Raw genomic sequence first — 13,634 nt, forward strand, 5'->3', positions numbered from 1 at the left:
CTGCACCACAGATAAAAAACCGGGCCCAGGCCCGGTTTTTTCTTATAATGCGCGCCATAGCAGCGAAGGAGCAGTTCATGGCTAAAAAACGCATTTACGTTGCCTACACCGGCGGCACCATCGGCATGCAAAAATCCGCCAAAGGCTATGTGCCGGTGCCGGGCTTTTTGGTGCAGCACGTCAAGCAGCACCCGGATTTTCAGCGCCCGGAAATGCCCGATTTCGATATCCATGAATACCAGCCGCTGATGGACAGCTCCGACATGACCCCGGCCGACTGGCAACATATCGCCGAGGACATCCTCCAGCACTACCAACAGTACGACGGCTTCGTTATTCTCCACGGCACCGACACCATGGCCTACACCGCCTCGGCGTTGTCGTTCATGCTGGAAAACCTCGGTAAACCGGTGATAGTGACCGGCTCGCAAATTCCGCTCTCGGCGCTGCGCTCCGACGGCCAGGAAAACCTGCTTACCGCCCTGTACCTGGCCGCCGAATACCCTATTGCCGAGGTGGGCCTGTTCTTCAACAACCAGCTGTTTCGCGGCAACCGCGCCACCAAGGCCCATGCCGACGGCTTTGACGCTTTTGCCTCACCGAACTTTCCGCCGCTCCTTGAAGCCGGTATCCAGATCCGAAAAGTGCCCAACAAAGATACGCTGACCACCAAGGGCGAGCTGACCCTGCACAGCATCACCCCCCAGCCCATCGGCATGGTGCGCCTCTACCCGGGCATAGACCCGGCCATCATCAGCAACCTTATCCAGCAGCCGGTCAAAGCGCTGATATTGCAAAGCTACGGGGTGGGTAATGCGCCCAGTAACCCGCGCCTCCTTGACGCCCTCAACAAAGCCTCAGCGCAAGGCATTGTGGTGATTAACCTCAGCCAGTGCTTTAAAGGGGCGGTGAACATGAGCGGATATGCCACCGGCACCGGGCTTGCGGCAGTGGGGGTGATTTCCGGTGGTGACATGACCATGGAAGCCACCCTCACCAAGTTGCATTTCCTGTTTAGCCAAGGGCTTGGCAGCGAGGAAATTCGCCGCCAGATGACCCTAAACCTGCGCGGCGAACTCAGCGCCTGAACCCAGGCCCCGCCCCAGGCTAAAAAGTCCTGCATTTAACCGCGCAGCCCCATTGACAAGGGGTTGCCGGTCTAGGCACTGTGAGCTGACACACATTTGCCCATAGGGGATCGGTTCTCATGCACACCAAGTCAGCCAAACTCAAGCACGTCTGTTACGACATCCGCGGTCCGGTGATCGTAGAAGCGGCGCGCATGGAGGCGGCGGGTGAGCAGATCCTCAAACTCAATATCGGTAACCCGGCTCCCTTTGGCTTTACTGCGCCCAAAGCGCTACTGGATGCCATTGGCGCCAACCTGCACAGCAGCCAAGGCTATTGCGACGCCAAGGGCCTGCCGCCGGCGCGCGAGCTTATCAGCAACCACTACCAGGCCATGGGCGTTAACCGCACCTCCATCGACCATATCTTTATCGGTAACGGCGTCAGCGAGCTTATCCAGATGAGCCTGCAGGCCCTGGTAGATAACGGCGATGAGATTTTGCTGCCAGCCCCCGACTACCCGTTGTGGACAGCCTGCACCGTGCTGGCCGGCGGCAACGCCGTGCACTATCGCTGCGATGAGTCCAACGGCTGGCAACCGGACCTTGACGATATCCGCGCTAAAATCACGCCGCGCACCAAAGGGCTGGTGGTGATCAACCCCAACAACCCCACCGGCGCCGTGTACAGCAAAGAAATGCTGCTGGCCCTGGTGGATATCGCCCGCGAGCACAAGCTGGTGCTCTTTGCCGACGAGATTTACGACCAAATCCTTTATGACGACGCCGTGCACCACCCCATGGCGGCGCTGTCTGACGATGTTCTGACCCTGACCTTCAATGGCCTGTCCAAAGCCTATCTGGCAGCCGGTTTTCGCCAGGGCTGGCTGATGGTGTCTGGCGACACCAGCAAGGCCCGCGACTACCTCGAAGGCCTTAACATGCTGGCCAACATGCGCCTTTGCGCCAACGTGCCAAGCCAGCATGCACTGCTGGCGGCTCTGGGCGACCCGGCCAGCATCAAGCCGCTGCTGCTGCCCACCGGGCGCCTTTGCCAGCAGCGCGATCTGGCCTTTGATCTGCTAAGCCAAATCGAAGGGGTAAGCTGCGTAAAACCCAAAGGCGGGCTGTATCTGTTCCCTCGCCTCGACCCCAAGCGCTTTGCCATCAACAACGACGAGAGCCTGGTGCTGGATTTACTGCGTAAAGAGCGCATTTTGCTGGTGCAAGGCACCGGCTTTCACTACCCGAGCCCCGACCACGTGCGCATTGTCTTCCTGCCGCCCCCTGAGGTGCTGAGCGATGCCATTACCCGCTTTGGCCATTACCTCGATGGCTTGGCCGAGTCGGTGAAAACCTCTGCCGCATAAAAAAGGGCGCCATCTGGCGCCCTTTTTTGTTGCTCTGTTATCCCATCAGTCGTTGATGACCTGCAGCATCACCGCCGCATAGTGGCAGACACTACCCCCCAGCACAAAGCAATGCCAGATGGCATGGCCATAGGGGATGCGGCGAAACATGTAGAAGATGGTGCCGAGGGTATAAAAGAGCCCGCCCCAGACCAGCCAGCTTAGCTCCATGGAGGTTAGTGCCTCGCTCATGGGCTTGATGGCCACCAGTACCAGCCAGCCCATGGCCACGTAAATGGCGGTGGAGATACCGCGAAAACGGCCGGTAAAAAACAGCTTAAAGCCGATGCCAAGGGCCGCCAGGCCCCAGACGGTGCCAAACAGGCTCCAGCCCCATACGCCGCGAAGGGCGATCAGGGTAAAGGGGGTGTAGGTGCCGGCAATCAACACGAAAATGGCGCAGTGATCGAAAATTTTCAGCCGGGCTTTGGTGTTTTCGTGGGGAATGGCGTGATAGAGGGTGGAGGCGGTGTAGAGCATCAGCAAGGCGCTGACGAAAATAGAGGCGGAGACTATCTGCCAGGCGTCACCGTACACCGCTGCCAGGGCGATAAGCACGGCGCCGCCAGCGATGGAACAGAACACCCCCAGACCATGGGTAATAGTGTTGGCCAACTCCTCATGAAAGGGATAACGGTGACCGACGGTAATTTGCATGGGCTTTCCGAACGTACTTGTTAATAACCATTCTCAGCCTACGTGAAAAAAATGATCCGGCCAAGGGCCGGATCATGAATTATTCGCGAACCTGACCGGCCCCGGTCACCACGAATTTTTCCGTGGTCAGGGCCTCCAGCCCCATGGGCCCGTAGGCGTGCAGTTTCGAGGTGGAGATGCCGATTTCGGCCCCCAGGCCCAGCTCGCCGCCGTCGGAAAAACGGCTAGAGGCATTGGCCATCACCACGGCCGAGTCTACCTGTTGCTGAAAGGCCGTTGCGGTGTCGTTATTTTCGGTAACAATCACCTCGGTGTGCTGGCTGCCAAAGCGCTCGATATGGGCCACGGCACCGTCAAAGTCCGGCACCTGACGAATGGCGATTTCCAGCGCCAGGTATTCCTGGCCGTAGTCGTCCTCGCCCATTAGCTCGGCGCCGGCAAAATAACCGGCGGTGGCGCTGTCGGCATGCACCTTGACGCCCTTTTCACCAAAGGCCTTGGCCACTTTCGGCAAGAAAGTCTCGGCGACGTCTTGGTGTACCAACAGGCCTTCCAAGGCGTTACACACCCCGGTGCGCTGGGTTTTACCGTTCATCAGGATATTAAAGGCCTTATCGAGATCGGCCTCTTTATCCACGTACAGGTGGCAGACCCCTTTAAAGTGCTGGATAACCGGAATGCGGCTTTGCTCGGTCACAAAGCGAATAAGGCCCTCGCCGCCACGGGGAATAACCAAATCGATATCGTCGATTTGCTTTAACAGCGCCAGCAGCAGCTCGCGGTCAGGGTCGTCAATCACGGTAATGGCCGCGCCGGGAATACCATGGGCGATAAGCGCCGGGCGCATGGCCTCGGCAATGGCGAGGCTCGATTGCAGGGCCTCGCGGCCGCCGCGAAGGATAACGCCGTTACCGGATTTAAGGCACAGGGCGCCGGCATCGGCAGTGACATTGGGACGCGCTTCGTAAATCATGCACACCACGCCAAGGGGAATGCGCATCTTCTCGATTTTCAGGCCATTGGGGCGGGTTTCCACCAGGCGGCGTTCACCCACAGGGTCGGGCAGGCCCACCAGAAAATCGATGGCATCGGCCATGGCGTCGATACGGGCCGGCGTCAGTTGCAGGCGGTCGAGCATGGCGTTATCAAGGCCCTTGTCGCGGCCATTGGCCATGTCGGTCTCGTTAGCCTTGAGGATGGGACCGTGGCTTTGACGAAGGGCATTGGCCATGTCGCTCAGCACGGCGTTTTTCTGCGCTGTGGTCAGCCTCGCCAAGACCTTGGCGGCTTTGGCACAGGCGGCGGCATATTCTTTGGCTTTGGCCATCATCATGAATAGTTTTCCTCCAAAATCGTCAGGTTGTCGCGGTGGATCACTTCGTCCGGGTGGCCGGGCTCAACGGTATCGTTAATGGTGCCGGCATGGCGGCCCTTAAGATAGTTAAGCTCCCAGGAGCTGTACTGACAGATCCCCTTGGCCAGGGCCTTGTCGCCCTCTCGGATGATCACCGCATCACCCCGTTCAAACTCGCCTTCCACATCCGTTATCCCGGTGCTGAGCAGCGAGGCGCCGTCTTCCACCACCGCTTGGGCTGCACCGTGGTCAACCACCACCGCCCCTTGGGCTTTGATGGTATGGCGCAGCCAGTGCTTGCGGTTGGACAGCGGCGTATGGTGTTTGCAAAACAGCGTCCCCGGGTTGTCACCGCGCAGCAGCTGCTCAAACGTATCACCATCGCGGCCGTTAACGATATAAGTATCGATGCCGTGGCTGGAGGCCTTTTCGGCCGCCTCTACCTTGGTGCGCATACCGCCAGTGGCGATGGCGTTACGGGGCGGCCCGGCCAGGGAGAAAATGTGGTCGTCAATTTCTTCCACCACCGGCAGGCGCTTGGCGTCACTAAAGACAGTGGGGTCCTTGTCGTAGAGGCCGTCCACGTCTGAGCAAATCACCAGGGTGTCGGCATCGGCAACGGTGGCCACCATGGCTGCCAGGTTGTCGTTGTCACCCACTTTCATGGCGTCGGTTGCCACGGTGTCGTTCTCGTTGACGATGGGCAAAATTTGGTTTTCCAGCAGCGCCTCTATGGTGTTCTTGATAGAGACGTAACGCTCACGGTCACCCAAGTCGCCATGGGTCAACAAGACCTGTGCGCAGGGAAAGTCGAAGAACCGCGACCAGTTGCTCATCATTTCGTTTTGCCCCACGGCGGCCATGGCTTTTTTCAGGGCCACCGGCAAGCTTTGGTGGGAAAAATCGAAATGACTGCGCCCGGCGGCCACGCTACCGGAGGAAACCAGCACGATATCGATACCGCGCTCCCGGCACTGGGTAATAAAGCGGGCAATGGCCAACAAGTATTTGGCACTGCACCCGTTGCCATCAGGGGCGATCAGGGCACTACCAACTTTGAGAACTGCTCTTCGCCAGGTAGGCGTCGACATGAGTGAAACTCCTCGAAAAAATGAGTTAATACTCTAACATCATTCGCCTACTAATGAAAATTGGTTATATAAATGCCTGATTTACAGGTTTCGCCTTATATGCTGGCTTAAACATGATTCGTAGCCAATTAAAAAGGCTCCCGAGGGAGCCTTTAGAGGGTGTCGTTGCTGTCTTTAAGCCACGCAAAGCGCGGCTTGGGGCCGTCGGCAGTGTCCACCATCTCGGTGAACATGCCAAGGGGCCTGACCCACAGCGCCCCCTCACCGTATAAGGGCCGGTATACCACCAGCTCTTCTTCGGTTTCGCTGTGCCGGGCCACCTCATACACCTGATAGAGGTTGCCTTTGTAGTGGCGATAGATACCGGGTTTTATAGCTTGGTCCTCATGATTTCCTGCTCGTCACCACCGCTAAAGGCGGCTTTGAGCTCACGCTTGGACTTTTGCACCAGTTCGCCACCGGGGCCCATTTCCATGTGCTGGTGCTCGGTCAGGCGCAGCGATTGGTAAGCCATCACCAGTTGCAGGCAATTACCGCGCTGCTCTTCGTTAAGGGCGGTGCCATCCGGCCATTTACCGGTCTCAGCGGCGTCACGCAACCGCAGGTACGTGGCTTCGTCCATACTGGCAACCATTTGCGACAACATCATCAACCCCCTTTTCGCTTGTACCAAACCATCATTACCCGGCACACGATATAGCCGGTCAGCCCCACGGCCAGCAGCGCCTTGGCCAACCACTTGATGGTGGGCTGCAGCTCCGGCACCAATTCGGGGCGCGATGACAAAAACCACAGCACTAAAAAGCCGAGGCCAGCTGCCACCAGAGCCAGCATGGAGCCGTTATTGAACTTGGAGAGTTTTATCGACTGTTGGCGAACCCGAGCCTCGGCCACCGCCTCAGGATCTGAGCTTCGCACCGCGCCACAATGGGGGCAGGACGGCGCTTTATCGGAAATGCGTTTACCGCAGGCATAACAATGAACAATGGCCATCAGTCCTCCTTTCAGGAGCGACATGGTAACAAAAAGGGGCGCTTTTCGGCGCCCCCTTTTTTATTCCTTTTCCTTGAGATTGGCCCAGTAATCCCGGACCGTCTGCTTCATCTCCCTGGCCAGCATCATGATGCCAAAGAGGTTGGGTAGCGCCATCAATACGATGGCCACCGCCGCCAGGTTCCACACCAAGGTGGTGTCGCTGACCGCCGCCCATAAGAAGCCGAAGGCATACACCACCCGGTACGGCATCACCCACTTGTAGCCCACCAGGTAGATGATGGCCCGGTCACCATAGTAGGACCAGGCAATGGAGGTTGAGAACGCAAACAACAGCAGGCCGATGGAGACAATGTATTGGCCGTAGTCCCCAAAGTAGCCCTTGGTAAAGGCCTTGGTGGTGAGCTGCGCCGAGTGCACCAGGGATTTACCGATGACATTGACGTCCGGGTCGACAATGGCCCCTTTGCTGATATCCAACAGGCCAGTGTAAGGATGGCCCCCCACCCGAAAACGCACGTCTTCGCCCACGGAGCGGGCGTTCAGCACGGTGATGGGGTCACCGCCAACCACCTTGCCCTCTTCCACTTTCACGGCGCCGTTAAAGACTTTCACGTCGCTGGGTTTGTCGTTGAGGTAGGCGTAGAGCTGCTTGACGTCGGTGTCGTTTTTATCGGAGTAATGGCCGGCAACGATGGTCATGTCGGCGCGTTCGAACTTGTTCTCGAACTTCTCGGTCCAGACCCCGGAGCAGAGGATCACCATACCGGTGAGGGTACAGATGATGATGGTGTCGATGAAGGGCTCAAGGATGGACACCATGCCTTCAGACACCGGCTCGTCGGCACGGGCCGAGGCGTGGGCAATGGGCGCCGAGCCCTGCCCTGCTTCGTTGGAAAAGAGGCCCCGGTTTACCCCGCGGTTAAAGGCGTAGGCAAAGCTCGCCCCCAAGAAGCCCCCGGCCGCGGCGGCGCCGGTAAAGGCGTCGCTTATCACCGATTTAAAGGACGGCCAGAGGTTGTCGATGTTCATGGCGATAACCGACAGCGCTCCCAGCACGTAGAACACCGCCATAAAGGGCACCACCTTGGAGGTGACCTTGGCAATGCGGTGAATGCCGCCGAGGATAACCATGGCCAGCAAAATGGCCAGCACCGAGCCGGTGATAATGGGCTTGATGCCGAAGGTGGCCTCCATACCTTGGGCAATGTTGTTGCTCTGAGGCAAGTTGCCGGTACCGAAAGAGCTGATCACGGTAGCGATGGCGAAGATCACCGCCAGCCATTTCATGTTCAGGCGTTTGTCCATGTAGTACATGGGGCCGCCGGCCATGGTGCCGTCCGGGGCGCGGTCACGGTATTTGTGGGACAGGGTCACTTCCACAAACTTGGTGGTCATACCCAAAAAGGCGGTCATCCACATCCAAAACAGCGCCGCCGGGCCACCGAGGAAAATGGCAAAGGCGACACCGCCGATATTACCGGTACCAACGGTGCCGGAAAGCGCGGTAGACAGGGCTTGAAAGTGGGAGGTGTCTCCCTTCATGTGGGAGTGATCGTACTTGCCGGTAACCACCCGCCAGGCTTGGCGGAAATAACGAATTTGCGGGAAACCAAGATAGAGCGTGAAGAAGAGGCCAACGCCCAACAGGACGTAAGGGAACCAGGCTGAGCTGCCCAGGAAGCTGTCGAGGACGAGCAGCCAGTTATTGAATGCTTCCATGGATAAAGGGGGCTCCAAATCGTTTTTATAATGAAGCCCTTACCCTGACACAGCAACAGCTCTTTAACAAGAACAAGGGCCGCTCACGCGGCCCCTTTTATCGCAATTATTTGAGGTGTCTCCAAAGTGCGGTGAGCACGTCTTCACCCAGTTGCTGAGCCCGGCTCGGCGACCAGCCGTAGTCGGCGTCGGGCAGGTCGGCGTTGTCCTTGAACGGCATCTCAAGGGTGTAGGCCAGGGCGCCAAAACGCTCGGCTACCCAGTTGGTGCACACCGTCATGTTGGCCTCGCCTGGGGCGTCGATGTCGTAGCCATATTGGGTCTGAAATTCCGGGGTTACGCTCAGCAGCGCTTCTTTAAAGCTGTCTTGGGCGGCTTTAAGATCGTCGTTAAAGCTGGGGGTCCCTTCGGAGCCTGCCAGGAAGTTATAAGGCAGGCCTTCGTCGCCATGCACATCCAGGCACAGGTCCAGGCCCTTCTCTTCCATGGCTTTTCGCACCAAGAACACCTCGGGGCTTTGCGCCATGGAGGGGTTTTGCCATTCGCGGTTGAGGTTCACCCCCACGGCGTTGGTGCGCAGGTGGCCCCGCACGCTGCCGTCCGGGTTCATGTTGGGCACCAGGTAGAAGACGTTGTCGTTAAGCAGGGCCCGGGCCACGCCGTCTTCGTCGTCCAGCAGGCGGCCGATGAAGCCTTCCATAAACCACTCGGCCATGGTTTCGCCGGGGTGTTGGCGGGCAATGACCCAGATCTTGCGCTTGGTGGCGGCTTCATCGCCCACCACCAGCATGGTCATCTCGCGGCCATCGAGGGTTTCGCCCAGGTGCACCGGGGTGCAATCAAGGCTTTGCTGGGAGCCCGCAATCAAATCCTGATGGCGCTCCCAAGAATAGGGCGCGAAGTAGGCGTAATAGCACACCGGCTCTTCGTGAAAGTGGCGGATGGTCAGGTTCTGGCCGTCAAACTCGGTGGGGACCCGAAACCAGGTCTGGCGGTCGTAGGATGCCACCGCCTGATAGCCTTCCCAGCCTTTGGGGGCATAGGCCGCGCCACCGGCGTTGGTGATCTTCATGACATATTGCTGATCGCGCTCGCCGTGCAGGCGAAAGTGAAACCACTGGTAAAAATCGGATTGGTGGTCCTTGTGGATGGCCAGCTGGATATCGTCGCAGCTGTCGGCCTTCAGCACCTGGATGTTACCGCTGTCAAAACCGGCGGAGATATGCATGTTCTCGGGTCCTTCTTGGTGAGGATAAGGGGTAAGCTTAACACGCCAAGGCACAAAAAAAGGCGCCGCAAGGCGCCTTTGATGACCCAACTGCCTATTAACGCGGCAGGCTGGGGTAGTAAAGACCGGCCATGTCCTGGGCCACACGCACCACCTGGCAGGAGTAACCGAATTCGTTGTCGTACCACACGTACAGCACGATGTGGTTTTCCTGGGCCAAGGTGGCCTGGGAGTCCACCACGCCGGCGTAACGGGAGCCGACGAGGTCGCTTGAGACGATTTCGGTAGACGTGGTGAAATCGATTTGGTCACGCAGGTCGCTGAACAGGGAAGTCTCGCTCAGGTAGCTGTTCACTTCTTCACGGCTGACATTGTCCTTCAAGGTCAGGTTCAAAATCGCCATGGACACGTTGGGGGTCGGTACGCGGATGGCGTTGCCGGTCAGCTTGCCCTTGAGCTCAGGCAGAGCCTTGGCTACCGCCTTGGCGGCGCCGGTGCTGGTGAGCACCATGTTCAGCGGGGCGCTGCGGCCACGGCGCTCAGCCTTGTGGTAGTTGTCAATCAGGTTCTGATCGTTGGTGTAGGAGTGCACGGTTTCAACGTGGCCGTACTCGATGCCGTACTTGTCGTTGATGGCTTTGAGCACCGGGGTAATGGCGTTGGTGGTGCAGGAGGCGGCAGAGATGATTTTGTCTTCGGCCAGAATCATGTCGTTGTTGACGCCGTAGACGATGTTTTTCACGTCGCCGCCGGAGGGCGCGGTCAGCAGCACCTTGCCAGCGCCTTTGGCTTCCAGGTGACGACCCAGTTGGTCGTCTTTGAAGACACCAGTGTTGTCGATAACCAGGGCGTCTTCGATGCCGTACTGGGTGTAATCGATGTCTTCGGGCTGGTTGGCGTAAATCACCTTGATGTAGCAACCGTTGGCGACGATGGCAGAGGCTTCTTCGTCCACCCAGATGGAGCCATTGAAAGGCCCGTGGATGGAGTCGCGGCGCAGCAGGCTGGCGCGCTTTTGCAGGTCGCCGTCTTTACCGCCACGTACCACCACGGCGCGCAGGCGCAGTTTGTTCTGGGGACCGGTGCGCTCAATCAGCAGGCGCGCCAGCAGGCGGCCGATACGGCCAAAGCCGTACAGCACCACGTCTTTGGGCTTCATGTTGTCGTCGTGGTCGACGATATCGCTCAGCTCTTCGCGCAAGAAGGCGTCAACAGACTTGTCGCCGTGGTTTTTCAGGTAGTTCACCGCCAGCTTGCCGATGTCGATACGGGCCGGGGCCAACTTCATGTTGGACAGGGCTTCCACCAGCGGGAAACACTCACGCAGGCGCAATTTTTCGCCTTCAAACTGACGCACCAGGCGGTGGGCCTTGATGATCTCGATGGTAGAAGCGTTGAGCAACGGTTTACCGTATACCACCAGCTCTACGCCGTAATTGCGGTACAGACGGCCGATCAGCGGTTGCATCTGTTCTGCCAGTTCCTGACGCTCTTGCCAGCTTTTCAAATAGATATCCGGTTGCGTGTTGCTCATGGGGTTTCCTTTTGTTTCACGTCGTGGGCGCCGATTTGGTCGCTTACATCTTGTAGGGGCCTGCGGAATTTCTTGGTGGTCCCGTCAGGCGGTCGCAATTTTACCCAAGGGCAATCGCTTTCGCCACACAATGTGCGAGCACCGACAGTTTTGGTATTGTCAGCCTTAACCTGCGTTGCCAAACTGACTTCCACGAAAACAACAAAAGAAGGGCGTTCATGAAAAAGTTGCTGTGCTTGGTCCCCCTTACCTTGCTTGTCGCCTGTAAAAGTGAACCCTCTTTGCAGGAGATCTGCACCGACTACCCAGCACTGTGCGCCCGGCTCAATACCGACGGCTGGTGCCGCAACGAACGCTCCGAGCTTATCCGCCAGCGCTATGATGTCAGCCAGTTAACCGCAGATCCTGGCTACCAGGGCTACCGCTTGCTGCTCGATACCGAGGCCTACCGCGACTGCATGGCCAAGGCCTCAGGGGTGGTGCACAAGAACCTCAAAGAGCGGCAAAGCGCCCGGGGCGAGGCCTATATCGAGTCGTTAAAAGATCTCAAAGCCTTGCAAGAGCAATACAAAGGCAGCCAGGACCCCCACCTTCTTTATTACCGCTTTACCCGATTTGAAGACGAACACGCCCTGAAATTGTTCCTGCTCTTGGAAGGCACCGGCGCTTTTAACACCCTGGAACTCAAAACCATGTTGGCTGGCTACTACGCCAAAAGCGACAGGGAAAAGACCTTCAGATTACTGATAGAGGGCCTGGCCCTGCCCCGGGAGTCGAGCACCATCAACCCGGAGATCTTCCAAACCCTGGCCACCTTATCGATGCAGAGTTTTCGCTACCAGGACGCCTACCTTTGGACCCGCATTGCCCAGCGTCATGGCGTGGCTATTGACCCGCGCAACCTGGAGCAATATCTGAAGAATGACGAAAAACGCATGACCGAGCTTGATGCTCTGGCCGAAGGGGTGGACGAGGCCATCAGCGAAAACCGCTTTGACCCCAAGATGGCCGAGCTGGACCCGCAGCCCGGCCAGGATAAGGCAAGTGTTAGCTCAGCGGCTCAAAGCTCAGCGCTACCGAATTAAGGCAATAGCGCTGCCCGGTGGGGGCAGGGCCGTCGTCAAACACATGGCCCAGATGGGCATCGCAGTTACCGCAACGGATCTCGGTTCTTATCATGCCGTGGCTGGTGTCCTTGAGGTAGCGCACCGCCCCGCTCGATACCGCTTCAAAAAACGACGGCCAACCACAGCCGGCATCAAACTTGGTTTCCGACATAAACAGGGCTTGTCCGCATACCACGCAGTGATAAACCCCTGGTCTATCCTCATGCAGGTACTCGCCGGTAAAGGGTCTTTCAGTCGCACCTTGCTGGGTGACCGCTTCAGCGGCGGCGCTCAGAGGGCCTTTCCAACCTTCTTTGCTCATAAAACACTCCGTTTATGTAATTTGTTTTCATAAAGACCGGCTTTGTGGCGGATAGGACTTGATAACTGCCGGCCTTTCTGTAAATTTACTACCAATTTCTTTCAGCAATAGCAGATAAGGACACTATCATGCGGGTTGCCATTAACGGTTATGGTCGTATCGGTCGCAACATCCTGCGCGCACTTTTCGAATCCGAGAAAAGCTATGACATCGACATCGTTGCCATCAACGATCTGGGCGATGCTGCCATCAATGCTCACCTGACCCAGTACGACACCATTCACGGCCGCTTTAACGCCAAGGTCAGCCACGACGAAAAAGCGCTGTACATCAACGACAAAGCCATTGCCATTTACAGCGAGCGTGACCCGTCCAAACTGCCCTGGGGCGAGCTTGGCATTGACATCGTGTTCGAGTGTACCGGCCTTTTCACCACCGGTGAAAGCGCCAAGGCGCACCTTGGAGCCGGCGCCAAGAAGGTCTTGATCTCCGCCCCTGGCAAGAACGTGGATGCCACCGTGGTCTATGGCGTCAACCATGACGTGTTGACCAAGGACATGACCATTGTTTCCAATGCGTCCTGTACCACCAACTGTCTGGCGCCCATCGCCAAGCCCCTGAACGATACCCTGGGTATCGAAAGCGGCCTGATGACCACCATTCACTCCTACACCAACGATCAGCGCCTGACCGACGTGTACCACTCGGACTTGCACCGTGCCCGCGCCGCCGCGCTCAACATGATCCCCACCAAAACCGGCGCTGCCGCCGCGGTGGGCCTGGTGGTTCCGGCCCTCAAAGGCAAAGTGGACGGTATGGCGGTACGGGTACCCACTGCCAACGTCTCTTTGGTGGATCTGACCTTCACCGCCGGTCGCGACACCAGCATCGAAGAAGTGAACGCCATCCTCAGCGAAGCGGCCAGCCATGGCGCGCTGTCCGAAGTGCTGGCCATCAACACCGCACCGCTGGTGTCCATGGACTTCAACCACGTGGCCTTTTCATCCAACTTTGACGCCACCCAAACCCGGGTACAGGGCCGCCTGGTCAAGGTGATGAGCTGGTACGACAACGAGTGGGGTTTCTCCAACCGGATGCTCGATACCGCCACGGCCATGATGGCCGCCAAGTAAAAATGAAATGGGGCCAAC

The 13,634-nt window shown here is 58.0% G+C and carries 14 protein-coding genes; 4 read left to right on the top strand and 10 right to left on the bottom strand.

Translation table 11 applies throughout. The features are described 5' to 3' along the window. The first annotated feature begins 77 nt into the window (after window positions 1-77). Window positions 78-1,088 (top strand): asparaginase, encoded by a 1,011-nt coding sequence (gene ansA / locus EDC28_RS03110; RefSeq protein WP_050660402.1) that lies wholly within the window; start codon window positions 78-80, stop codon window positions 1,086-1,088. A gap of 119 nt (window positions 1,089-1,207) precedes the next feature. After that, window positions 1,208-2,437: a pyridoxal phosphate-dependent aminotransferase gene (locus tag EDC28_RS03115; RefSeq protein WP_050660401.1), complete on the top strand. Its 1,230-nt coding sequence runs from the start codon at window positions 1,208-1,210 to the stop codon at window positions 2,435-2,437. 45 nt (window positions 2,438-2,482) lie between these two features. Here EDC28_RS03115 and trhA read toward each other — a convergent pair whose 3' ends face one another. From trhA to EDC28_RS03160, 9 genes are all read right to left on the bottom strand, one after another. After that, the gene (gene trhA, locus EDC28_RS03120) at window positions 2,483-3,133 is read right to left on the bottom strand and encodes a PAQR family membrane homeostasis protein TrhA (protein WP_050660400.1); all 651 of its coding nucleotides are present in this window, start codon (window positions 3,131-3,133) and stop codon (window positions 2,483-2,485) included. A gap of 79 nt (window positions 3,134-3,212) precedes the next feature. Then, window positions 3,213-4,466 carry a glutamate-5-semialdehyde dehydrogenase gene (locus EDC28_RS03125; protein WP_336391490.1) on the bottom strand — a complete coding sequence of 418 codons (1,254 nt, stop codon included), beginning with the start codon at window positions 4,464-4,466 and terminating at the stop codon, window positions 3,213-3,215. Next, window positions 4,463-5,578 (bottom strand): glutamate 5-kinase, encoded by a 1,116-nt coding sequence (gene proB, locus EDC28_RS03130; protein WP_050660399.1) that lies wholly within the window; start codon window positions 5,576-5,578, stop codon window positions 4,463-4,465. The genes EDC28_RS03125 and proB overlap by 4 nt, the downstream gene beginning before the upstream one ends. A 152-nt stretch (window positions 5,579-5,730) precedes the next feature. Then, on the bottom strand, window positions 5,731-5,952 hold the full coding sequence (locus EDC28_RS03135) for a DUF1653 domain-containing protein (RefSeq protein ID WP_123420643.1): 222 nt from the start codon (window positions 5,950-5,952) through the stop codon (window positions 5,731-5,733). After that, entirely contained in the window at window positions 5,949-6,227 is a 279-nt protein-coding gene (locus tag EDC28_RS03140; protein WP_050660397.1) for a YeaC family protein, read from the bottom strand. The genes EDC28_RS03135 and EDC28_RS03140 overlap by 4 nt, the downstream gene beginning before the upstream one ends. Then, on the bottom strand, window positions 6,227-6,571 hold the full coding sequence (locus tag EDC28_RS03145) for a zinc ribbon domain-containing protein (protein ID WP_050660396.1): 345 nt from the start codon (window positions 6,569-6,571) through the stop codon (window positions 6,227-6,229). The genes EDC28_RS03140 and EDC28_RS03145 overlap by 1 nt, the downstream gene beginning before the upstream one ends. 60 nt (window positions 6,572-6,631) lie before the next feature. Continuing rightward, entirely contained in the window at window positions 6,632-8,293 is a 1,662-nt protein-coding gene (locus EDC28_RS03150) for an alanine/glycine:cation symporter family protein (protein ID WP_123420644.1), read from the bottom strand. Between the two features lie 106 nt (window positions 8,294-8,399). Further along, complete coding sequence (locus EDC28_RS03155) at window positions 8,400-9,521, bottom strand: M14 family metallopeptidase (protein WP_123420645.1); 1,122 nt, start codon at window positions 9,519-9,521, stop codon at window positions 8,400-8,402. 97 nt (window positions 9,522-9,618) lie between these two features. Next, on the bottom strand, window positions 9,619-11,055 hold the full coding sequence (locus EDC28_RS03160; protein ID WP_050660393.1) for a glyceraldehyde-3-phosphate dehydrogenase: 1,437 nt from the start codon (window positions 11,053-11,055) through the stop codon (window positions 9,619-9,621). A 218-nt stretch (window positions 11,056-11,273) separates the two neighbouring features. Here EDC28_RS03160 and EDC28_RS03165 point away from each other — a divergent pair, with 218 nt between their 5' ends. Beyond that, entirely contained in the window at window positions 11,274-12,140 is an 867-nt protein-coding gene (locus EDC28_RS03165) for a DUF2989 domain-containing protein (protein WP_123420646.1), read from the top strand. Here the strand turns inward: EDC28_RS03165 and msrB are convergent. Beyond that, the gene (msrB, locus tag EDC28_RS03170; protein WP_123420647.1) at window positions 12,103-12,483 is read right to left on the bottom strand and encodes a peptide-methionine (R)-S-oxide reductase MsrB; all 381 of its coding nucleotides are present in this window, start codon (window positions 12,481-12,483) and stop codon (window positions 12,103-12,105) included. The genes EDC28_RS03165 and msrB overlap by 38 nt on opposite strands. 128 nt (window positions 12,484-12,611) lie before the next feature. Here msrB and gap point away from each other — a divergent pair, with 128 nt between their 5' ends. Further along, the gene (gap, locus tag EDC28_RS03175) at window positions 12,612-13,616 is read left to right on the top strand and encodes a type I glyceraldehyde-3-phosphate dehydrogenase (RefSeq protein WP_123420648.1); all 1,005 of its coding nucleotides are present in this window, start codon (window positions 12,612-12,614) and stop codon (window positions 13,614-13,616) included. Window positions 13,617-13,634: the final 18 nt, after the last annotated feature.

This window comes from Gallaecimonas pentaromativorans (genome assembly GCF_003751625.1).
In the GTDB taxonomy this organism is placed as follows: Bacteria; Pseudomonadota; Gammaproteobacteria; order Enterobacterales; family Gallaecimonadaceae; genus Gallaecimonas; species Gallaecimonas pentaromativorans.